General features: G+C 72.5%; 17 protein-coding genes. 10 read left to right on the forward strand and 7 right to left on the reverse strand.

From position 1 onward, the window contains the following. The first annotated feature begins 149 nt into the window (after positions 1–149). Genes ACVMLK_RS10260 through ACVMLK_RS10270 form a run of 3 tightly spaced genes read left to right on the forward strand, consistent with a single transcriptional unit; the run spans position 150 to position 3,911 of the window. A complete protein-coding gene (locus tag ACVMLK_RS10260; protein ID WP_422924658.1) occupies positions 150–896 on the forward strand; it encodes a gluconate 2-dehydrogenase subunit 3 family protein in 747 nt (248 codons plus the stop codon). A 4-nt stretch (positions 897–900) separates the two neighbouring features. Next, a complete protein-coding gene (locus tag ACVMLK_RS10265; protein WP_457486340.1) occupies positions 901–2,667 on the forward strand; it encodes a GMC family oxidoreductase in 1,767 nt (588 codons plus the stop codon). 2 nt (positions 2,668–2,669) lie between these two features. Next, on the forward strand, positions 2,670–3,911 hold the full coding sequence (locus ACVMLK_RS10270) for a c-type cytochrome (protein ID WP_457486341.1): 1,242 nt from the start codon (positions 2,670–2,672) through the stop codon (positions 3,909–3,911). Positions 3,912–3,930: 19 nt separating this feature from the next. Here ACVMLK_RS10270 and ACVMLK_RS10275 read toward each other — a convergent pair whose 3' ends face one another. The 3 genes from ACVMLK_RS10275 to ACVMLK_RS10285 form a co-directional block, all read right to left on the reverse strand. Beyond that, a complete protein-coding gene (locus tag ACVMLK_RS10275) occupies positions 3,931–4,644 on the reverse strand; it encodes a calcium-binding protein (protein WP_457486342.1) in 714 nt (237 codons plus the stop codon). Between the two features lie 196 nt (positions 4,645–4,840). Then, positions 4,841–6,130: an adenylosuccinate synthase gene (locus ACVMLK_RS10280; protein ID WP_457486343.1), complete on the reverse strand. Its 1,290-nt coding sequence runs from the start codon at positions 6,128–6,130 to the stop codon at positions 4,841–4,843. A gap of 2 nt (positions 6,131–6,132) precedes the next feature. Next, the gene (locus ACVMLK_RS10285; protein WP_457486344.1) at positions 6,133–7,278 is read right to left on the reverse strand and encodes an ATP phosphoribosyltransferase regulatory subunit; all 1,146 of its coding nucleotides are present in this window, start codon (positions 7,276–7,278) and stop codon (positions 6,133–6,135) included. Positions 7,279–7,541: 263 nt separating this feature from the next. Between ACVMLK_RS10285 and ACVMLK_RS10290 the strand changes: the two genes are divergently transcribed. From ACVMLK_RS10290 to ACVMLK_RS10315, 6 genes are all read left to right on the forward strand, one after another. Beyond that, the gene (locus tag ACVMLK_RS10290) at positions 7,542–8,096 is read left to right on the forward strand and encodes a hypothetical protein (protein ID WP_457486345.1); all 555 of its coding nucleotides are present in this window, start codon (positions 7,542–7,544) and stop codon (positions 8,094–8,096) included. A 102-nt stretch (positions 8,097–8,198) separates the two neighbouring features. Further along, positions 8,199–11,636, forward strand: a complete 3,438-nt coding sequence (locus tag ACVMLK_RS10295) for a transglutaminase family protein (protein WP_457486346.1) — start codon at positions 8,199–8,201, stop codon at positions 11,634–11,636. 13 nt (positions 11,637–11,649) lie between these two features. Further along, positions 11,650–14,172: a circularly permuted type 2 ATP-grasp protein gene (locus ACVMLK_RS10300; protein ID WP_457486347.1), complete on the forward strand. Its 2,523-nt coding sequence runs from the start codon at positions 11,650–11,652 to the stop codon at positions 14,170–14,172. Then, positions 14,169–15,059, forward strand: coding sequence for a transglutaminase family protein (locus tag ACVMLK_RS10305; protein ID WP_457486348.1), 891 nt, complete (start codon positions 14,169–14,171; stop codon positions 15,057–15,059). The genes ACVMLK_RS10300 and ACVMLK_RS10305 overlap by 4 nt, the downstream gene beginning before the upstream one ends. A gap of 153 nt (positions 15,060–15,212) precedes the next feature. Continuing rightward, positions 15,213–16,367 carry an OpgC family protein gene (locus tag ACVMLK_RS10310; protein ID WP_457486349.1) on the forward strand — a complete coding sequence of 385 codons (1,155 nt, stop codon included), beginning with the start codon at positions 15,213–15,215 and terminating at the stop codon, positions 16,365–16,367. Beyond that, complete coding sequence (locus ACVMLK_RS10315; protein ID WP_457486350.1) at positions 16,367–17,233, forward strand: SGNH/GDSL hydrolase family protein; 867 nt, start codon at positions 16,367–16,369, stop codon at positions 17,231–17,233. Before ACVMLK_RS10310 ends, ACVMLK_RS10315 begins: the two co-directional genes overlap by 1 nt. Here ACVMLK_RS10315 and ACVMLK_RS10320 read toward each other — a convergent pair. Then, entirely contained in the window at positions 17,212–18,420 is a 1,209-nt protein-coding gene (locus tag ACVMLK_RS10320; RefSeq protein WP_457486351.1) for a hydantoinase/carbamoylase family amidase, read from the reverse strand. The genes ACVMLK_RS10315 and ACVMLK_RS10320 overlap by 22 nt on opposite strands. A gap of 116 nt (positions 18,421–18,536) precedes the next feature. Here ACVMLK_RS10320 and ACVMLK_RS10325 point away from each other — a divergent pair, with 116 nt between their 5' ends. Continuing rightward, complete coding sequence (locus ACVMLK_RS10325; RefSeq protein WP_198364540.1) at positions 18,537–18,917, forward strand: RidA family protein; 381 nt, start codon at positions 18,537–18,539, stop codon at positions 18,915–18,917. Positions 18,918–18,957: 40 nt separating this feature from the next. On the opposite strand, the gene ACVMLK_RS10330 is transcribed toward ACVMLK_RS10325, so the two are convergent. Genes ACVMLK_RS10330 through ACVMLK_RS10340 form a run of 3 tightly spaced genes read right to left on the reverse strand, consistent with a single transcriptional unit; the run spans position 18,958 to position 22,392 of the window. Then, positions 18,958–19,743, reverse strand: a complete 786-nt coding sequence (locus tag ACVMLK_RS10330; protein WP_457486352.1) for an SDR family NAD(P)-dependent oxidoreductase — start codon at positions 19,741–19,743, stop codon at positions 18,958–18,960. Next, positions 19,740–20,702, reverse strand: coding sequence for a 3-hydroxyacyl-CoA dehydrogenase family protein (locus ACVMLK_RS10335; protein ID WP_457486353.1), 963 nt, complete (start codon positions 20,700–20,702; stop codon positions 19,740–19,742). Before ACVMLK_RS10335 ends, ACVMLK_RS10330 begins: the two co-directional genes overlap by 4 nt. Positions 20,703–20,721: 19 nt before the next feature. After that, positions 20,722–22,392, reverse strand: a complete 1,671-nt coding sequence (locus ACVMLK_RS10340; protein WP_457486354.1) for a thiamine pyrophosphate-binding protein — start codon at positions 22,390–22,392, stop codon at positions 20,722–20,724. Between the last annotated feature and the right edge of the window lie 47 nt (positions 22,393–22,439).

A 22,439-nucleotide genomic window follows, 5' to 3' on the forward strand; every position in this document is an offset into this window, starting at 1 on the left:
CCCCCCCCCCCCCCCCGCGGCGGGGGGGGGGGGGGGGGGGCCCGCCCCTTTTCCGTTTTCACCGGAATGCGAGAATCATGGCCACCTTGTAGCGCAACGGCTTACCTCAACTTGGTATTCCGGTAGCAGCCCCTGCCCAAGGTGCCGCCATGACCGCCCTGCTTCCGTCGCCCGGGAGGCGACGCTTTCTCCTCGCCTCCGCCGCGCTGCTTCTGGGCGCCTCCGGCGGCGCCCTCGGCCGCAGCATCCAGGGTGGCCTGCCCTGGACCCCTTTCGCCGCGGATCCGCCCCGCCCCTTCCGCCCCGGCCCCTGGCAGTACTTCACCCTGGAGGAGGCGCAGGCCGTGGAAGCGGCGGTGGAGCGGCTGATCCCGCGCGACGAGCTCAGCATGAGCGGCAAGGAGGCGGGCTGCGCCGAGTTCATCGACCGTCAGCTCGCCGGTCCCTATGGCCGTGCCGAGCGGGCCTATATGCGCGCGCCGTTCCAGGCCGGAACGCCGGAACAGGGCTTCCAGCAGAACACCACCCCCGCGATGACCTATCGCCGCGGCCTGGCGTCGCTCGACACCCATTGCCGCGAACGACTGGGCGGCCGTGGCTTCGCCGAATTGCCGCCGGAGGAGCGCGACCGTCTCCTCGCCGCCATGGAGAAGGGCGAGGCCGGCCTCAGGGGTGTGGACGAGAAGCTCTTCTTCGACCAGCTTCTCGGCAACACCATGGAGGGCTTCTTCGCCGACCCGATCCATGGCGGCAACCGCGACATGGTGAGCTGGAAGATGCTGGGCTTTCCCGGCACCCGCTACGACTTCCGCGACTTCGTCGATCGGCACAATCAGAAGCTCGACCTGCCGCCCGTCAGCATCGCCGGCCGCGCCGGCTGGATCCGGGAAGGCTGAGGCGGTGGCGCGCCTGCTTCCCCGCCGGGATGTCGTGGTGGTCGGGCTTGGCTGGTCCGGCTCCATCATCGCCAATGAGCTGACCGAGGAAGGGCTGGACGTGGTGGCGCTGGAACGCGGCCCCTGGCGCGACACGGCGGCGGATTTCAACATCGGGGTGGCGCCGGACGAGCTGCGTTTCGCCCGCCGCCGCGAGCTGATGGTCTCCCCCGCCCAGGTCACGGTCACCACCCGCAACAACGCCAGCCAGACCGCGCTGCCGATGCGCGAATGGGGCAGCTTCCATCCCGGCAACGGGGTGGGCGGCGCGGGCATCCACTGGGCCGGCATCACCTATCGCTTCCATCCCACGGATTTCCGCCTGCGCAGCCACCTGACGGAACGCTACGGAGCCGCCGCCATCCCGGAGGAGCTTTCGGTGCAGGACTGGGGCACCGACTGGGAGGAGATGGAGCCCTTCTATGACAGGTTCGACTATCTGGCCGGCATCTCCGGCAAGGCGGGCAACATCCAGGGCCGCATCGAGGAGGGGGGCAACCCCTTCGAGGGGCCGCGCGCGCGGGACTATCCCCTGCCCCCGATGCGCCAGCCCTACGGCCCGACGCTGTTCGCCGAGGCGGCGCGCGGCCTGGGCTACCATGTCTTCCCCGCGCCCTCGGCGCTGCTCTCCCAGGGCTATGTGAACACGCTCGGGGTCGCCATGGGGCCCTGCACCTATTGCGGCTTCTGCACCAATTACGGCTGCGCCAACTATTCCAAGGCCAGCGCCCAGACCGCCGTGCTGCCCGTGCTGATGCGCAAGCCGAACTTCGAGCTCCGCACGCTCTGCGAGGTGCTGCGCCTGCGTCTCGACCCCAGCCGCCGACAGGTGCGGAGCGTCATCTACCTCGACAGCGACGGAGAGGAATGGGAGCAGCCCGCCGACCTCGTCGTCGTCACCGCCTTCACGCTCGACAATGTGCGGCTGATGCTGCTCTCCGGCGTGGGCGAGACCTACGACCCGCGCACGCGGCGGGGCACCATCGGGCGCAACTTCTCGTACCAGATGGGCAATGGCGCGCAGTGCTACTTCGAGGACAAGGTGTTCAACACCTTCATCGGCGGCGGCGCCATCGGCATGGCCATCGACGACCTGAACAACGACAACTTCGACCATGGGGGGCTCGGCTTCTTCGGCGGCGGCAGCGTGCGCTGCATCCCGGTCGGCGCCACGCCCATCGCGCAGCGGCCGGTGCCGCCGGGCACGCCGCGCTGGGGCTCGGCCTGGAAGCGGGCGACGGTGAAGTACTACCAGGCCAACCTGAACGTCAGCGCCGAGTCCAGCTCCTATTCCAGCCCGGCCAACCACCTCGATCTCGACCCGACCTATACCGACAGGCTGGGCCGCCCCCTGCTGCGCATCACCTTCGACTTCCCGGAGAACGACCGGCGCATGTCGCGCTACGTCACCGCGCGGGCGGCGGAGATCGGCCGCGCCATGGGCGCCAGCCAGGTGGTGGAGACGGTGCGCGACGGGCACTGGTCCAGCGTGCCCTACCAGTCGACCCATGTGGTGGGCGGCATGATCATGGGCGCCGATCCGACGACCAGCGCGGTCAACAAGTACCTGCAGAGCTGGGACGTGCCGAACCTCTTCGTCGTCGGCGCCTCGGCCTTCCCGCAGAACTCCGGCTACAATCCGACCGGCACGGTGGGCGCCCTGGCCTTCAAGGCCGCCGATGCCATCCGGACGCGCTATCTCGCGGCCCCGGGACCGCTGGTGCCGGCATGAGGATGAACGCCTCCGCCCGGCGCCTCGCCGGACTCGCCTTCGGCCTGATCCTCGGCCTGGCCGGCACGGCCGCCGCGCAGATGCCCTCCTTCGAGCGCATCGAGCGCGGCCGCGACCTGGCGGCGCAGGGCGACTGCACCGGCTGCCACACGCTGCGGGGCGGCCCGCCCTTCGCCGGCGGCGTGGCACTGCAGACGCCCTTCGGCACGCTGGTCGCGCCCAACATCACCCCCGATCGCGAGACCGGCATCGGCGCCTGGAGCGAGGAGGAGTTCCTCCGCTCCATGCATGAGGGCATTGCCGCCGGCGGCAAGCGGCTCTACCCGGCCATGCCCTACACCGCCTACACCAGGATGTCGGAGCGCGACGTGCGCGACATCTGGGCCTATCTGCGCACGGTCGAGCCGGTGCGGAACGCGATCGAGCCCAATCAGCTTCCCTTCCCGTTCAACATCCGCGCGGTGATGTGGGTGTGGAACACGCTGAACTTCTCGCCCGGCCGCTTCCGGCCCGACCCGAACCGGTCCGAGCAGTGGAATCGCGGCGCCTATCTGGTGGAGGGCGCCGGCCATTGCGGCACCTGCCACACGCCGAAGACCTTCCTGGGCGCCGACAGGTCGGGCGAGGCGCTGCGCGGCGCGGTGCTGCAGGGCTGGTACGCGCCGCCGATCACCGGCAACCCCTGGCAGGGCCTGGGCGGCTGGAGCGCGGAGGAGATCGTGCAGTACCTCCGCACCGGCGCCAACCGCCACGCCATGGCCTCGGGCCCGATGGCGGAGGTGGTGGAGAACTCCACCATGCACATGAGGGAGGAGGATCTGCGCGCCATCGCGGCCTATCTGCGCGAGGTGCCCGACCCCGCCGCCAAGCCCGCGCCGCTGGCGGCGGAGGACCCGCGCCTGCGCACCGGCGGCGCCATCTACGCCGACACCTGCTCCGCCTGCCATGTCAGTCAGGGCCAGGGCGTGACCATGCTCTTCCCGCGGCTGGCCGGCAGCGCCCATGTGCAGGCGCCCGATCCGACCAGCCTGATCCGGATGGTGGTCGAGGGCTCCCGCCCGGTGGCGACGCCGGGCGCGCCGACGGCGCCGGCCATGCCCTCCCTGGGCTGGCGGCTGAGCGACCGGCAGGTGGCGGATGTGCTGAGCTACATTCGCAACAGCTGGGGCAATGCCGCCCCGCCGGTGACGCCCGAGCAGGTGCGCCGGACGCGGGAGGGCCTGCGGTCGGCGGCGGGCGGCTGAGGGAGCGCGCCCGCGCCCGTCAGGCGAAGAGGATGTCCCCCGCCTGCAGGGCGGCGACACCGTACAGATGGATCCCGGCGGGCTCGTAGACGGCGGTGAAGTCGAGGGACAGCCCCCAGGGCTGCGGCGTCACCGCCACCGCCGCCTCACTCAGCCCATAGCCGCGCAGGTCGATGCGATCCTCGCCGGGCTGGAAGTCCATGATGGTGTCGATGCCGCCATTGGCATCCGCCGCTTCCTCGCTGAAGCTGCTGTAGGCATAGACGAAGATGTCGCCGCCGGCGCCGCCCCAGAGCCGGTCGGCGCCGCTGCCGCTGCCGATGAGGTCGTTCCCCTCGCCGCCCAGGATGATGTCGTCGCCGCTGCCGCCGCGAAGCTGGTCGTCGCCGCTGCCGCCCAGGAGCAGATCGGCCCCGCCGCCGCCCAGGATGACGTCCTGGCCCGGACCTCCGTCGAGGTGGTCGCCCAGGTCCCGCGCGGCGAAGGCGTCCACGGCCCCGGCGCTCGGCCCGGCCGGGCCATAGCCATGGATCAGGTCGTCGCCCGCGCCGCCGGACACCCTGTCACGCCCGTAGCCGGCATGGATGGTATCGGCGCCGTGGCCCGCGATGATGACATTGTCGCCCGGCGGAGCGTTCGGATCGGCGTCGCCGTCACCGAGGATGGTGTCCCCCTCCCGGTGCCAGAACAGGTTGATGACGTCGTTCCCCAGGGTGCCGCGATAGATCGCCATACGGGCCTCATGCAGTTTCGCCTCCCCCGAATGGGGAAGGGCCCGGCATGGGGCGACAGAATCTCACAAATCGGGAGTGACATGGGCGTGTCCTCCGGAGATTGTCAGAATCTCCGGAGGTGCTTTTTCGTTCCGATATTGAGATGTTCCGCTGGCGGGATTCCGGACGGAGGCTCCTTCCCGGCCGGCCTCCGCCCTAGCCCGCGAAGGGGTCGCTCACCAGGATGGTGTCGTCGCGCTCCGGCGAGGTGGAAAGCAGCGTCACCGGCGCCTCCACCAGTTCCTCGATGCGCTTGACGTACTTGATGGCGGTCGCCGGCAGCTCGGCCCAGGAGCGCGCGCCCTGGGTGGACTGGCTCCAGCCTTCCAGCACCTCGTAGATCGGCTTCGCCTTGGCCTGGGCGCCGAGCGCGGCCGGCAGGCGCTTCACCACCTCGCCGTCGATGTCATAGCCGGTGCAGATCTTCAGCTCCGTCAGGCCGTCGAGCACGTCGAGCTTGGTCAGCGCCAGGCCCTGCACGCCGCCGACCTTGACCGCCTGCCGCACCAGGCAGGCATCGAACCAGCCGCAGCGGCGCGGCCGGCCGGTGACGGTGCCGAACTCGCGGCCCCGCTCGCCCAGGCGCTTGCCAACATCGTCGAACAGCTCGGTCGGGAACGGGCCCGAGCCGACACGGGTGGTATAGGCCTTGGCGATGCCCAGCACCGTGCCGATGCCGTGCGGCCCGATGCCCGACCCCGCGGCGGCATTGCCGGCGACGGTGTTGGAGGAGGTGACGAAGGGATAGGTGCCGTGATCGACGTCCAGCATCACCGCCTGCGCGCCCTCGAACAGCACGCGCTTGTTGGCATGGCGCGCCCCGTCCAGCCGCTCCCACACCGCCTCGGCATAGGGCAGCAGCTTCGGCGCCAGCGCCACCAGCCCATCCAGCAGCGCCTGCTTCTCGAAGGTGGCCGCGCCGAGGCCCTTGAGCAGCGTGTTGTGGTGCAGCAGCAGCTCGTCGAGCTTGGCCGAGAGCGTCTCCGGCTCGGCCAGGTCGCAGAGGCGGATGGCGCGGCGCGCCACCTTGTCCTCATAGGCGGGACCGATGCCCCGCCCGGTGGTGCCGATCTTGGCCTCGCCGCGGGCCTCCTCGCGCGCCTTGTCGATGGCGGGGTGCAGCGGCAGGATCAGCGGCACGTTCTCGGCGATGCGCAGGTTGTGCGGGCCGACATCGAGGCCCTGGCCGCGCACCCTGGAGATCTCGGAGAGCAGCGCCTCCGGGTCCAGCACCACGCCATTGCCGATGACGCCCAGCTTGCCACGCACCACGCCCGAGGGCAGCAGCGAGAGCTTGTAGGTCTGGTTGCCGACGACCAGGGTATGGCCGGCATTGTGGCCGCCCTGGAAACGCACGACGATATCGGCCCGGCTGGCCAGCCAGTCGACGACCTTGCCCTTGCCCTCGTCACCCCACTGGGCGCCGATAATGGCGACATTGGCCATGGCTACGCGTTCTCCTCGATCGGCGCGGCGCTGCCGCCGCGCAGGATGTGGCCGCAGCGCAGACGTTGCGGCGTGTCGGCGGCCGACAGCGCCGCCACCGTGATGAAACCTTGGGTCCGGAGCCGCGCCGCCGCAACCGGATCGGCGCCGAGCGGCAGGAAGACGCGCGGCGGCGGCGGAGCGGCCGGGGCCGCGCGGCGCACCGCGTCGGGATAGAGGGTCAGGCCGGTCGCCGGCTCCTCGCCGCTGCGGTAGCGGCCGCCGCGCGCCAGCTCGCCGGTGCGGCCCGGGCCGTAGAGGGTGAAGGCGACGCCGACATGGTAGCGCAGCCCGCGGAACTCGACCGGATCGAGGGTGATGCGCAGCCCCGGCGCGCGGGCGCGGATGGCGGTGACGATGGCGGCGGCATTGTCGGCGATGGCGCGGGCGGCGGGCGGCAGCTCGGCATCGGCCAGGGCCTGGAGCGCGCGGGCGGCCGGGCCGGCCGCGGTCAGCAGCGCGGTCAGGCCATTGGCCGGCGGCCCCGCGATGGCGGCCAGCTCGGTGACGGCGGCGGCGTCCTTGCGGTCCAGCGCCCGGGCCAGGCGGCGGCGCGCCTCGCCCGCCCCCCCGGCGGCGTCCAGCAGGGCGGGCGCCATGGTGGGCAGGGTGATGTCGAGGCTGGGCGCGGCGATGCCGATGGCGGCCAGCGCCTCGACGCCGAGCAGCGCCACCTCGGCATCGGCCTCGGCGCTGTCGGCGCCGATCAGCTCGATCCCCGCCTGCGGGATCTGCCGCTCCGGCGCGAGCTGGCTGCCGCTGACCCGCAGCGCCTGCCCGGAATAGGAGAGCCGCAGCGGCCGGGGCACGTCGCCCAGCCGGGTGGCGGCGATGCGCGCCACCTGCGGCGTGATGTCGGCGCGCAGCCCCATCATGCGGTGGCTCGCCGGGTCCATCAGCCGGAAGGTCTGCTCGGCCATCGCGGCGCCGGATCCGGCCAGGAGGGAATCCTCGAACTCCAGCAGAGGCGGCTTCACCCGCTCGTAGCCATGGCCGGCGAAGACCGCGAGCATCGCCTCCACCAGCGTGGCCTCCTGCGCCGCCTCGGGGGGCAGCAGGTCGTTCAGGCCGGAGGGCAGCAGAGCGGGGTTGGGCGGGTCTTCGGTCATGGGTCCTGGGCCGGATGCACCGTGGGTCCGTGAGGGTCTGCGCGAGGTGCCGCATCCGGGGCGCGGAGCACGGCGGCCGGAGCGGCTGCCCGGCTTTAGCACCGCGCCGCGCGGGCGGCACGCCGCAATGCACGGGCGGCGGCTGTGTGGCAGCGGCGGGCGCGCCGGGCAAGGGCGGATCGCGCAGGGAAGCACCGCAGCCGGCGCGGGCGGTCACGCAAGCATGGTTGGGATCGGAGGGTGGAAAGGCCTATCCTGCGGGCATGAAGCGCCGCGCCCTGCTCTCCGCCCTTCCCCTGGCCTTTCCCCTGGCCCTGCTCGCCGCCTGCGCCGACGACGCGGCGCGGAGCCACCTCTGGGGCTTCGGCGACCCGGTCCGCGGCGCCGCGCTCAATGCGCCGCGGCAGTTCGGCGACCTCTCGCGTTGGCAGGGCCAGCCGGACCAGGCGGCGCTGGCCCTGGTGCAGATCGAGTTCCTGGCCCAGGCGCTGGCGACCGACCCCTTCTACACCGCCCAGGTCTCCCCCACCGTCGTGATCCAGCTCCAACAGGCGCGGGACCAGGCGCGCGATCACCTCGCCACCCGCCGCGCCGCGGCGCCGGAGGCGGTGATGGCGGCGCTGCGGCAGGCCGCCGCTGCGGTGCGCGACGGCCGCATGGCCAGCGCCGAGGCCGCCCTCTCCGGCCCCGACTTCACCTTCGGCGGCGCCGCCACCCTGCGCCGCCTGTCCGCCCTGCCGCGCCCGCCGCGGGCCTCGGAGGCGGCAGGCGCGGTCAACGCGGAGTTGCGCCGCATGGACGGTTCGCCCCGCCGCTGAGCCGGAATCGGCGCGCCCGGGCGAATTCCGGAACAGGAACCGTTCCACCGCCGCCAAGGCCATGCCTATGCTGCATCGCAGGAAGTCCTGCCGGGAGCCTGCATGTCCATCCACGTCGCGCTGACCCATCGCACCAGCTACCGCTATGACCGTCCGGTCACGCTCGGGCCGCAGACCATCCGGCTGCGGCCCGCCCCGCACGCCCGAACGCCGATCCTCTCCTATGCGCTGACGATCGCGCCGAAGCTGCATTTCCTGAACTGGCAGCAGGACCCGCAGGGCAACTTCCTGGCCCGCGTGGTCTTCCCGGAGCCGGTGACGCATTTCGACGTGACGGTGGACCTCGTGGCCGACATGGCCACGATCAATCCCTTCGACTTCTTCCTCGAGCCCGAGGCCGAGACCTGGCCCTTCAGCTACGACCCGGTGCTGGAGCAGGAGCTGGCGCCGTTCCGCAGGGTCCCGGCGCCGGGGCCGCTGCTGCGGGCCCTGCTCGACGAGGTGCCGCGCGGCGAGCAGGGCACGGTCGGCCTGCTGATGGACCTGAACCGGCGCATCGGCGAGCGCGTCTCCTACATCGTCCGCATGGAGCCTGGCGTCTGGGAGGCGGAGGAGACGCTCGGCAACGGCAAGGGCTCCTGCCGCGACAGCGCCTGGCTTCTGGTGCAGCTGCTGCGCAACCTCGGCTTCGCGGCCCGCTTCGTCTCCGGCTACCTGATCCAGCTCGTCGCCGACCAGAAGCCGCTGGAGGGGCCGGAAGGCCCCGCCGCCGATTTCACCGACCTGCACGCCTGGGCCGAGGTCTACCTGCCCGGCGCCGGCTGGGTCGGGCTCGATGCCACCTCGGGGCTGATGGCCGGCGAGGGCCACATCCCGCTGGCCGCGACGCCGGAGCCGCAATCCGCCGCGCCGATCAGCGGCCTGATGACCAAGGCGGAGGTCAGCTTCGACTTCGCCATGGAGGTGGCCCGGGTGCGCGAGACGCCGCGCGTCACCAAGCCCTATTCCGATGCGACCTGGCAGGCGATCCTGCAGGCCGGCGAGACGGTGGACGCGCAGCTGCAGCGGGGCGGCATCCGCCTCACCATGGGGGGCGAGCCGACCTTCGTCTCCGCCTCCGACCAGGAGGGGGAGGAGTGGAACACCGCCGCCCTCGGCCCGACCAAGCGCCGGCTGGCCGGGCGGCTGCTCGACCGGCTGATGCCGCTCTGGGCGCCGGGCGGCGTGGTGCAATACGCCATGGGCAAGCACTACCCCGGCGAGCAGCTGCCGCGCTGGGCGCTGAACGCCTTCTGGCGCAAGGATGGCGAGCCGGTCTGGACCGACCCCACCTGGCTCGCCGATGACGACCATGTGGACGACGCCACGGCGGCCGACGCGGCGGAGTTCGCCGCCGCCCTGGCGCTGCGCCTCGGCCTCGATCCGCGCCACGTGCATCCGGCGCATGAGGACATCCACTATCATCTCTGGAAGGAGAACCGGCTCCCGGCGAATGTCATCGCCGAGGATTCCAGGCTGCGGGACCCGCTGGAGCGCGCCCGGCTGGCGCGCGTCTTCGGCCAGGGGTTGGCGGCCAGCGTCGGCTCGGTGCTGCCGTTGCGCCGCCGCGCCGACGGCCGGGCCTGGGAGACAGGCCGCTGGTTCTTCCGCGAGGACGACCCGATCTTCCTGATCCCCGGCGACAGTCCGCTCGGCTTCCGCCTGCCGCTCGACAGCCTGCCCTGGGCCGATGCGGCCAGCATCCCGGCGCAGTTCGAGGTCGATCCCTTCGCGCCGCGCCAGGCCCTGCCGCCGGCGCAGTCCTTCCGCCAGCGCGCCACGGAGGCAGGCGGCGTGCCGGTGCACGGCCAGGGGGTGCACGACACCGAGGCGGACCGCGTCAGCCACACCGGCATGGGCTTCGAGCGCGGCCCGCCGCCCGGCCCCCTGCCCTCCGCCGCCAGCCTGCGCCAGGGCCGCCCCACCCCGCTGCCGGGCGGCGTCCGCGCGCCCTACCCGGAGGCCCGCCCGCTGGCCGGCCGGCCGGAACCGGACCTGGTCCGCACCGCGCTCGCGGTCGAGGCGCGGGAGGGGCGGATGCATGTCTTCTTCCCGCCGCTCTACGCGCTGGAGGACTGGCTCGACCTCTGCGCCGCCATCGAGGACACCGCCGCCGCCCTGCGGCGCCGCGTCATCCTGGAGGGCTATGGCCCGCCCTCCGACCCGCGGCTCAACAGCTTCTCGGTCACCCCCGATCCCGGCGTGATCGAGGTGAACATCCACCCCTCGACAAGCTGGCCCGAACACGTCGCCCGCACCGAGCAGCTCTATGCTCTGGCGCGCGAGGAAGGGCTGGCGGCCGAGAAGTTCATGCTGGACGGCCGCCATGTCGGCACCGGCGGCGGCAACCATGTGGTGATGGGCGGCGAGACGGCGGCGGAGAGCCCCTTCCTGCGCCGGCCAGACCTGCTGAAGTCCCTGCTCGGCTTCTGGCACAACCATCCGAGCCTGAGCTTCCTCTTCTCCGGCCTGTTCATCGGTCCGACCAGCCAGCACCCCCGCATCGACGAGGCGCGGCAGGATTCGCTGAACGACCTCGAGATCGCCTTCCAGCAGATCAGGCCTTTCCAGCCGGTGCCGCCCTGGCTGACCGACCGGCTGTTCCGCAACATCCTGGCCGACATGACCGGCAACACGCACCGCACCGAGTTCTGCATCGACAAGATGTATTCACCGGATTCGAGCGCGGGGCGGCGCGGCCTGGTCGAGTTCCGCGCCTTCGAGATGCCGCCCGCCCCGCAGATGTCGGCCGCCCAGATGCTGCTGATGCGCGCCGCCGTGGCCGCCTTCTGGCAGCACCCCTATGAGCGGCGGCTGGTCCGCTGGGGCACCCGGCTGCACGACGACTTCATGCTGCCGCACTACGCCTGGCAGGACTTCGCCGATGCCATCGAGGAGTTGCGGGGCCTCGGCGCCCCCCTGGAGGCCGCCTGGTTCGACCCGCATTTCGCCTTCCGCTTCCCGCAGGTCGGCGAGGTCGCGCTGCATGGGGTCGGGCTGGAGCTGCGGCACGCCCTGGAGCCCTGGCACGTGCTGGGCGAGGAGAGCACCGGCTCCGGCACGGCGCGCTACGTGGACAGCAGCACGGAGCGCCTGCAGTTGCGCGCCACCGGCTTCGCCCCGGAGCGGTTCACGCTGGCGGTGAACGGCCGCGCCCTGCCCATGGCACCCACCGGCAGGGCGGGCGAGTTCGTCGCCGGGGTGCGCTTCAAGGCCTGGGCGCCGCCCTCGGCGCTGCATCCGGCGATCGGCGCGCAGACACCGCTGATCTTCGACCTCTGGGACAGCTGGACGGGCCGCTCCCTCGGCGGCTTCACCCACCATGTGGCGCATCCGGGCGGGCGCAACTACGAGCGCTTCCCGGTCAATGCCAACGAGGCCGAGGCCCGGCGCCGCGCCCGCTTCTTCCCCTTCGGCCACAGCCCCGGCACCAGCCCGGCCCCGGTGGTGATCGACTCGCCGGAGCTGCGCAGGACGCTCGACCTGCGGCGTTTCGCGTGATAGCGCCCGCAGGGTGAATGCCCTGCCGCCCTCGCCGGACGAGATGGTCGATGGCCATGGTCGTGTCCGCCCGCACTGGCGCGGCGTGCTCTCGGCCCTGGCCGACCTGCCCCAGGACCAGGCCGGAAACGGCCTGATCGAGGCGAGGCGGCGGCTGGACCGCGCCTCCGAGGATGAGGGCATCACCTCGATGCTGCCGGGCATCTCCGGCGAGGCGCCCGCCCGGTCCTGGCGGTGCGATCCGGTGCCGCTGCCGTTGCCCGCCGCCGAGTTCGACCGGCTGGCCGCCGGCCTGACCCAGCGGGCCCGCCTGCTGGAACTGGTGCTGGCCGATCTCTACGGGCCGCAGCATCTGCTGGCCGAGGGCCTGGTGCCGCCGGGCCTGGTCTTCGCCAACGCCAATTTCCTGCGCCCCTGCCGCAGCGCCACGCATCCGCCGCGGCTGCCCCTGCTGCAATCCTATGCCGCCGACCTGGTGCGCGACGGCGCGGGCGGCTGGCAGGTGGTGGCGGACCGCACCAGCCGGGCCGCCGGCCTCGGCCACGCGCAGGAGAACCGGCGCATGCTGGGCCGGGTGCTGCCGCAGCTCTTCCGCGCCCAGCAGGTGCAGCCGTTGCAGCCCTTCTTCGACCGCTGGCAGGACGCGCTGCAACGCCTGGCCCCGTCGGGGCGGGAGAACGCCAATATCGCCCTGCTGACCCCCGGGGTCCGGCATCCGCTGTGGTTCGAGCATGTGCTGCTGGCGCGCGAGCTGTCCTGCGCCCTGGCCGAGCCGGGGGACCTCGCCCTGCGGGGCGGCAGCGTCTGCCTCAAGACCCTGAAGGGCCTGCAGCCGGTCGATGTCCTGCTGCGCCGCATGGATGGCCGCGACCTCGATCCGCTGGAATTCGGCGGCCACGCGCCGGGCGTTCCCGGACTGATGGACGCCATGCGGCATGGCGCCGTGCGTGTCTTCAACGCCCCCGGCTGCGGCCTGGCCGAGGCGCCCGCGCTGGCCGCGCTGATGCCCGCCCTCTGCCGGCGGCTGCTCGGCGAGCCGCTGCTGCTGCCCTCGGTCGAGACCCACTGGCTGATCGACGGGGAGGCCCGGGCGATGGTGCTGCGCGAGCCGGGCGAGTGGGTGATCCGCTCGGCGCATGACGCCACCCGGCCCGGCCGCAACCCCGACCGGATGGAGCCCGCCGCGCGCGAGGCCCTGCTCGAGCGGATCGCCCGCCAGCCGCGGGACTTCGCCGCCTCGCGCGACGTGCAGCCCTCCCAGGCTCCGGTGGCCGAGGAGGGGCGGCTGGTGCCGCAGCCCGTCATGTTGCGCCTCTACCTGATCCAGGACGGACAGGAGTGGCAGGTCATGCCGGGCGGGCTGGCCCGGGTGATGGCGCCGGGCGAGAGTCTTTCCGCGCCGCTGCCGGTGCGTGGCCTGGCCAAGGATGTCTGGGTGCTCAGCGAGGAGGGGGCGCAGATCCTCGGCCCCTCCGCCCTGCCGCACCCGCCGCTGGCGATCCGCCGCGCCACCGGCGACCTGCCCAGCCGGGTGGCCGACAACCTGTTCTGGCTCGGCCGCTATGTCGAGCGGATGGAGAGCGGCGCACGGCTGATGCGCGCCGCCCTGGCGCGGCTGGATCGCGGCCCCCTGCTGCCGCGCGAGATGGCCGAGCTGTCCGCCCTCGCCGCCATGCTGCGCCATGCCCGCCTCGTCCGGCCCGAGGACATGCCCAACGGCGCCGCCCCCGCCGCGCTGCAGCCGGCCCTGTGGCGCGCCCTGCAGAAGGGCGGCGCGCTGGGCAACCTGTTCGAGGAGATCAGCCGGCTGGTCGAGGCGGTGCGCGACCGCATGACGGGGGACATGCACAGCCTCTTCACCCTGCCGCTGCGCGCCGTCCAGGTCCAGGCGGCGGCGCAGCATCGCGGGCTGCAGGGGCTGGAGGAGGCGCTGGGCGGCGCGGTGCGCTATTCCGCCGGCGTCGCCGGGGTCGCCGCCGAGAACATGGTACGGGCCGGCGGCTATGCCTTCCTCGACCTCGGCCGCCGCATCGAGCGGGCCCGCGGCATCGTCCTGCAGCTCGGCATCGCGCTCGACCAGCCGGCCGCGCGGGCCGAGACCGGCCTGCGGCTGGCGCTCGAGCTCTGCGATTCCGTCATCACCTACCGCAACCGCTACATGGGCGTGCTGCAGGCTGCCCCGGCGCTCGACTTGGTGCTGGCCGATCCGGGCAATCCGCGCGGCCTGGCCTTCCAGCTCCAGGCCATGCTGCATCTCGTGCAGGATCTGGGCGGCGAGCCGGAGGACAGCCTGCTGCCCCAGGTGCGCGCCCTGATGGCCGAGACCGAGGCCATGCCGCCCGCCATCCTGGCGGCGCGCGACGGTGCCGGCGCGGCCGTCGCCCTGGCGCCCCGGCTCGCCGCCATGGAGGGCGAGATCGCCGGCCTCTCCGACACCATCTACCGCCGCTACTTCGCCCTGCTGCCTCCCGCCCAGACGCTGGGGCCCGAGATGGCCGAGCCCGAGCCGGTCGTGCAGTTCTGGGGCACCGCATGAACTGGCGCGTCCGGCACTCCACCCTCTACCGCTATACCGAGCCGGTGGATCTGGCGACGCAGCAGCTGCATCTCTCGCCGCGCCCGCTGCCGCACCAGCGCATCCTCTGGGACAGCCTGGCCTGCACGCCGGAGCCGACGCGGATCTCCACCGCCACGGACCATTTCGGCAACCGCGTCACCTGGCTGTTCCTGGACCGGCCGCATACCCGCTTCGAGGTGGTGGCCGAATCCGAGGTGGCGGTGGAGTTCCCGCCCGCGCCCGCGGTGGCCGATACCCCCGCCTGGGAAGCGGTCGTCGAGGCGGCGGCCGGCGATGCCGAGGCGGCGGAGTTCACCTATCCATCGCCCATGCTGCCGGAGCATGTGGGGGCGCGGGACTATGTCGCCCCCTCCTTCCCGCCCGGCCGGCCGGTGCTGGAGGGGCTGCTGGAGCTGAAGGCCCGCATCCGCCGCGAGTTCAGCTTCCGCGCCGGCGTGACCGGCATCTCGACGACGGTGACGCAGATCCTGGCGCAACGCGCCGGCGTCTGCCAGGACTTCACGCATCTGATGATCTGCGGCCTGCGCGGCCTCGGCCTGCCGGCGCGCTACGTCTCGGGCTATATCCGCACCTTCACGCCCCCCGGTCAGCAACGCCGGCTGGGATCGGACCAGTCGCATGCCTGGGTCGGCGCCTGGATGGGGCCGGGCCTGGGCTGGGTGGACCTTGACCCGACGAACGACCTGATCGTGCGGGACGAGCATGTCGTGCTCGGATGGGGCCGGGACTTCAGCGACATCTCGCCGCTCCGCGGCATCATCCTGGGCGGCGGGCGGCACAGCCTGGAGGTCGGCGTGGACCTGCTGCCGCCGGATGAGGCGGCCGCCCTGCTGGCCCGTTCCTGAACGGCCGGCAATCTTTCGTCACGATAACCCACCGCCGGTTGCGGCGTTGGAGGAACAGGCGCAGGCAACCGGCCCGCGGGCGGCCCCATGGGACCATCCCAGAGGGCGACCCGACCCGGCGGCGTTTCCGGCGGAAGGGCACGAGGATCAGGCATGGCGCCATTCGAGAGCGAGGGGGCGGGAGGCGGCGGCAGGCGCGACACCGCCGTCGATGTCTGGCGCGGCCTCGCCCTCGTCACGATCTTCGTCAACCATGTCTCCGGCAATGTCCTCGAGCAGTTCACGCACAAGAACTTCGGCTTCTCGGACGCCGCCGACCTGTTCGTGCTCTTTGCCGGCTATGCCGCCGCCGCGGCGTATTTCCGCAGGTACGCGGATGGCGACCGCCTCGGTGTGTCGATGGCGCTGATGAGCCGGTCGGTGAAACTCTACATCACCCACCTGGCGCTGGTGGTGCTGGGCGCTGCCGTGTTCTCCCTCGGGGTCATCCGCACCGGTGACGCCGGATTGTTCACGGTGATCGCGCTCGAGCCGCTGATCCTGGACCCGGCGACGGCCCTGGTCGCGGCCGTCACCCTGCGCTATCAGCCCGGCTTCCTGAACATCCTGCCGCTCTACTTCGTCCTGGTGGGCATCCTGCCGCTGCTGCTGGCGGTGGCGGCGCGCAGCCTGTCCACCGCCGTCGGCCTGTCCGCCGCGCTCTATGTCGCGGCCGGGCTCACCGCCACCAACCTGCCCTCGGACCCGCTGCCCGGCGGCTGGTTCTTCAACCCGCTCTGCTGGCAGTTCCTCTTCGTGCTGGGCTTCGCGCTGGGCGAGCGCCGCAGCCGGCTCGGTCACGCCTTCCCGTATCACCGCCTGCTCTGGTACGCGGCGCTCGCCTATCTGGTCCTGGGGCTGGTGGCGATGCGCGGCACGGGGTTGCCGCAGCCCGGATGGCTCGCGCCGCTGCCCGACTTCCTCACGGTGCCGGAGAAGCAGTTTCAGACCCTGCCCCGGCTGCTGCACGTCCTGGCGCTCTGCTACGTCGTCGCGCATTCGCCATTGCAGGGCTGGGCGCGGCGGGTGGCCTCCAACCATCCGCTGGCGCTGCTGGGCCGTCATTCCCTGCCGGTCTTCTGCACCGGGCTGGTGGTCAGCATCACCGGGGTGGCGCTGCGGCAGACCGGCTTCGGCGGCATCGCCTTCGACCTCGCCTATGTGGGGGCCGGCGTGGTGGTGCAGGCCGCCGTGGCCTGGATGCTCAGCAAGGCGAAGCGGCGCGGGCCGAACCCCGCCGCGCTGCCGGCACGGATGCGGCCGGGCTGATGCGCCGCCCGGTCCCACCGCTGCTGCTGGGTCTGGCCCTGCTGGCCGTCCCGGCCGCCTCCCGCGCGCAGGTGCCGACCGAGACGCGCCCCGCCGGGCCGCCGCCGCGCCTATCCCCCGCGCCGGAACCGCCCGACCTGCCGAAAGTGCGCACTGACAACGTGCCCACGGCCTGCACCGTGCCGGACGAGTTGCGCGACCTCGCCTTCACCCTGCCGCGCCTGTCGATGCTGCTGCGCGAGAAGCAGCCGGTCCGCATCCTGGCCATCGGCTCCTCCTCCACCGCCGGGATCGGCGCCAGCGCGCCGCAGCGTGCCTATCCGCCGCGGCTGGAGACGGCGCTGAAGCGGCTGCTGCCCGGCGCCGACATCACCGTGCGCAACGACGGCATCGGCGGCGAGGTCGCCTCGACCACCCTGCTCCGCCTGCGCAGCGCCGTGGACAGCTGGGCCCCGGATGTCGTGATCTGGCAGCTCGGCACCAACGATGCCCTGCAGGGCATCACCGCCGAGGCCTTCTCCCGCGTCATGCGGGACGGGATCGGCTTCGTGCAGGAGCGCGGCCGGGATCTGCTGATCATCGACCCGCAGTTCTTCCCGAACATCCCGCAACAGGACCTCTACATGACCTTCGTGCAGAGCGTCGACCGGGTGGCGGTGGAGAGGCGCGCGCCGCTGATGCGGCGCTACGCCATCATGCGCTACTGGGCGGCCCTGCCGCAGCCGGTGCCGATGCTCTCGGAGGACGGCTTCCACATGAACGACCTCGGCTATCAGTGCATGGCCGAGGTGCTGGCCAGCGGCATGGCCCGTCTGGTGACACGCCCCGTCCGTGCCGAGGCGCGTCAGTTGGAACCGGCGAGGTAGCGCCGCGCGCCTTCCACCAGCACCGAGACGCCCATCGCCAGGTCCTCGTCCGGAGTGTTCTCGGCCCAGTGGTGGCTGATGCCGCCGATCGAGGGCACGAAGAGCATCGAGGCCGGCATCACCTTGGCGATGTACTGCGCGTCATGCCCGGCGCCGCTCGGCATGTCCTGCCACTTCCCGGGCGCCAGCGCCTCGGCCGCGCCCCGCAGGGCGCGCATGGTCGCCGGGTCGCAGAGCGCCGGGGTGGCCTGGGCGACAGCGACGAGCTCCGTCCGGCAGCGCTCGCGGCGGTTGCTCTCCTGCACCAGACGGCGCAGCCCCGCCTCCATCTCGCGCAGCCTGTCCATCGACACGTCGCGGAACTGGAACAGCACGTCGGCCTTGCCGGGAATGATGCTCGGCGCGCCGGGATCGAGGGTGATGCGGCCGGTGGTCCAGGTGCTGCGCTCGCCGCAGAAGCGCGGGAACTCGGCGTCGATGGCCGCCAGCAAGCGCACGGCGGTGAGCCCGGCATCGCGGCGCTCGGCCATGGTGGTGCCGCCCGCGTGGTCCTGCTGCCCCTCGATCACCAGGCGCCACTGCCAGATGGCCACGATGCCGGTGACGACGCCGATCTGCAGGCCCGCCTGCTCGAGCTGCGTGCCCTGCTCGATATGCATCTCGAAGAAGCCCTTGTAGCGGGCGGGATCGATCCGTGTCCGCGGCAGGCCCTCGAGGCCGGCGGCCTTCAGGGCCTCGCGCAGCGGGGTGCCGTCGGTGCGGTTGCGGCTGCGGTCGATCTCCTCCTCGGACAGTTCGCCGATGATCGAGCGGCTGCCCAGGAAGCCGCCCTCGAAATGCCCCTCCTCATCGGCGAAGGCGCAGACATCGACGGGCAGGCCGGCGCGCGCCATGGCCAGCGCACCGACCACGCCGAGCGCGCCGTCCAGCCAGCCGGCCTCGTTCTGGCTTTCGATATGGCTGCCGGCCAGCAGGTGCGGCCCCTCGCCCCGGTGGCGTCCGAAGACATTGCCGATGCCGTCGATCGAGGCCTCCAGGCCGACCTCCTCCATCTTCCGCATCAGCCAGCGGCGCGATTCCATGTCCTGCGGCGAGTAGGTCGGACGATGCACGCCGGTCCTGAAGGCGCCGATCTTGCGCAGCTCGTGGAGGTCGCGGAGGAAGGCCTGGCTATCGGCTTTGATCATCGTCATGGTCCGGCTGAAAAGGTGACATGGGCGCGGTTGCTGATGCGTCGCCGATCCTGCTTTGCAAGGCGCATGCCGGCAAGCCACCCTCCGGCATCGACCGAGGAGAATCCGCCATGCCCCGACACTATCCGCCCGCCGAGCCCGGCCGCATGCCGCCGCTGTCCATGGCGGTGCGCACCGGCAATCTGCTCTTCGTCTCGGGTGTCGGACCGCATGACGAGAACTTCCAGGTGGCGGCGGAGGATTTCGGCCTGCAGATGCGGGCGGTGCTGAACACGCTGGACAAGGTCCTGGCGGAGGCCGGCACCACGCGCGACCGCATCGTGAAGGTGAACGTCCTGCTGACGCGGGAGCGGGACATCCCGCTGATGAACAGCCTCTACGCCGAATGGCTCGGCGGCCCGCCCTGGCCGGCCCGCACCACCGCGGTCGTCACGGCCCTGCCCGTGCCGCAATTCCTGCTGGAGATCGAATGCGTGGCCGAGATCGGCTGAACGCCGCGCGGAGCCTGCCCTCCGCGCGGCCGCGCCCAGCCTAGCGCGATTCCAGCGTCAGCCCGCCATCCACCACCACGGTCTGCCCCGTCACCATCGCGGCGCCGGCCAGCAGGAAGCCGATCACCTCGGCCAGATCCTCCGGCTGGCAGCGACGCTTCAGCAACGCCTTGCTGGCCGAGGCGGCGCGGCGCTCCTCGGTCCATTCCACCATCCAGGAGGAGTCGACCGCGCCCGGCGCCACGGCATTGACCCGCACCTCCGGCGCCAGGCCGCGCGCCAGGTTCTTGGTCAGGCTGACGACGCCCGCCTTGGTGGCGCCATAGGCCATCGAGCTGCCGGGGCTGTCGAGCCCGGCGATGGAGGCGACATTGACGATGGCGCCACGCGCCGCCTTCAGGGCCGGGGCTGCCGCCTTGGCGCAGCGGAAGACGCCGAGCAGGTTGACCTGCAGCACGGTCTGCCACAGCTCCTCGGTGATGCGGTCGATCGCTGTCGGCGGGATCAGGCTGGTGGTGCCCGGCGTGCCGGCGTTGTTGACCAGGTAGTCGAGCCGGCCCCCGAGGTCGGCCACCGCCTGCTCCACCATGCGCGGCCCGTCCGTGGCGTCGCCGACATTGCCGGGCGCGGCGATCACGTCATGCCCGGCGGCCTTCAGCTCGGCCACCACCGCCGCGCCGCGCGCATCGTTGGCCAGATGGTTGATGGCGACGCGGGCGCCGCCACCGGCCAGCAGCTTCACGGTCGCGAGGCCGATGCCGGAGGCGCCCCCCGTGACGAGGGCGGTGCGGCCGGTGAGGTCGTAGCGGATCATGCGCTCGGTCATCCTTTCTTCGTGTCGGCGGCGAGGCCCGCCATGGGGCCGGTCTGGCGCAGGGCGCGCTTCAGGGCGAAGAGGCGGTTGTCGCGCTCGGCGAACAGCGCCTCGGGCGAGCCTTCCCAGTCATAGAAGCCGTGCCCGGACATGACGCCGGTGCGGCCCTCGGCCAGCAGCCGGTCGAGCGTCTCGCTATGCCCCTTCGGCTCCGGCGGCTGGTACATCCGGTTGGCCAGCGCATGGGCCGAGAGCGGCAGGCCGGTGAAGTCGCCCTTCGCCATCTGCCCCAGCAGCAGCAGGCGCAGCGCCAGGCCATGGATGATCGCCTCGTCGATCTCCTGCGGCGTGGCGTAGCCCTCGTCCATCAGCCGGTAGCATTCCAGGCTGAGCGCCGATTGCAGCCGGTTGGCGATGTAGCCCGGCAGGAAGCGGCGCATGACGAGCGGCACCTTGCCCATGGCGCGCAGCATCGCCGCCACCTCCTCGACCAGCGCCGGCGGGCACTGCTCGCTGCCCACCAGGTCGACGAGATCGACCAGATAGGGTGGCGTATACCAGTGCATGATGATGGCGCGCGGCAGGCGGGCGGGCGGCATCAGCGGGAAGACGTCGAGATAGGAGGTGTTGCTGGCCAGGATCGCGTCCTTCGGCATCAGCGCGTCGAGCTCGGCATAGAGCGCCCGCTTCGGCTCCGGCTTCTCGACGATGGCCTCGATGACCAGCTCGGCATCGGCCACCGTCTCGGCCAGGGCGCCATGCGTCGTCACCCGCTCGCGCAGCCCGGCCCCGGTCAGGCCCTGCGCCTCGCCCGCCGCCTCCAGCGTCGCCCGCGCCGTCTCCATGAGGCCCGGCGCGCGGGCCAGGGTCTCGGCATTGGTGTCGGTCAGCCTGACGCGGTGGCCGCCGATGGCGAAGACCAGGGCCAGGGCATGGCCCATCAGCCCGGCGCCGATGATCGCGATCTTCATGGAACTCAACCCTCCGGGTTCACGCATCTGGGGTCCAGGGCTCGGGCGCGCGGTGCTCGATGCCGGTCATCACCTCCACCACCACCGTCTCGTCGCTCGCCATGGCCTCGCGGAGCGCCGGGCCGATCCGGTCGGGGTGCTCGACGCGGATGGCGTGCAGGCCGAAGCCGCGCGCGATGGCGCAGAAATCGGTGTGCTCGCCGAAGCGCAGCAGGGTGTTCGCCACCTCCGGCCGGTTGCCGGTGGCGCGCAGCAGGTTCGGCCAGCCCTGGCCGAAGCCGCGGTTGTTGTTGACCACCAGCGTCACGGCGATGCCGCGCCGCTTCGCCGTCTCCAGCTCCGGCAGGTGGTAGTAGAGCGCGCCGTCGCCGCTGTAGCAGACCACCTTGCGCGCCCCGGCCGCGCATTTGGCGCCGAGCGCGGCCGGGAAGGCCCAGCCGAGCGAGCCGGCGGCGCGCAGATAGCGCTGCCCGGCCCCGTTGAACTCCACCAGCGTGCCGGTCCAGATGCCGGAATAGCCGGTGTCGGCCACCAGGATGCCATCCTCCGGCAGGGCGGCGGAGATTTCGGCGCAGAGCCGGGCGGGGTCGATCGGCGCCTCGCCGCTGGCCAGGCGTCCGGCCATGGCGCCGCGCCACTCCTCCATCAGCGCCGCCGCCTCGCGGGCGAAGCCGTCGTCGCGCGGCGCGGTGCCCAGCGCCTCCAGCAGCGCCCGCAGCGTGCCGCGCGGATCACCGTGCAGCGAGATCTCGGCTGGCATCCGGTCCAGCTCCAGCGCGTCGGCGTCGATCTGGATGACCGGCGTGCCGGGGCGCGGCACGCGCCAGCCATGGGTGAGCTGGTCGCCGCCATCGGCGCCCACCATCAGCACGAGCTCCGCGGCGTGCACCACCTGGTTGGCCGGCGGAGCGGAATAGCTGCCGACGACGCCGACATTCAGCGGATGGCGCGAGGGCAGCAGGTCGCGCGCGCCGAGGCTGGTGGCGATGGGGGCCCGGAGCGCCTCGGCCAGCGCCAGGATCTCCGCGCCGCAGCCCGAGAGCGCCGCGCCGTCGCCGGCGAGGAGGAGGACGCGTCCGGCCTGCCGCAGCTGGGCGGCGGCGCGCTCCACCTCCGCCGCGTCCGCCACCGGCCGGTGGCGTGGCGCCGTCCAGGCGGTCAGCTCCGCGGGCTCGGCCGGGGTCACGCTCTGCTCGACGAACTCGCCCATCAGCCCGTTCAGGTCGAGATGCACGGGGCGCGGCGGGGCGCTGGTGGCCGCCGCCCAGGCCTGGCGGAACAGGCGCGACAGGTCCGCCGCCTCCTCGACCGCCGCCGCCCACTTGGTCACGGGGGCGAAGAGCGGCGCGTGCGCCACCTCCTGATAGGCGTTGCGGTGCTGGGCGGAGGGGGGCTTGCGGCCGGTCAGCGCGATCATCGGCGCGCGGCCGAGATAGGCGTCCTGCAGGGCGGCCGCGAGGTTCGCCGCGCCGACCGACTGGGCGGCGACGATGCCTGGCCGGCCGGAGACGCGGGCATAGCCGTCGGCCATATAGGCCGCGCCCTTCTCAGAGTGCGCCAGCACCGGCTGCACGCCCTCGGCCAGCAGCGCCATCAGCGTCGGCCGCAACACCGCGTCGATGAAGAAGACATGGCTCTGGCCCGATCGCGCGATGCTGCGCGCCAGCCAGTCCGCGCCCTTGAGGCTCATGGATCGTTTCCCTCTCGCATGTTGGGCGCAAGCCTGCCCTTGGCCGG

The organism is Teichococcus aerofrigidensis, from assembly GCF_054073225.1.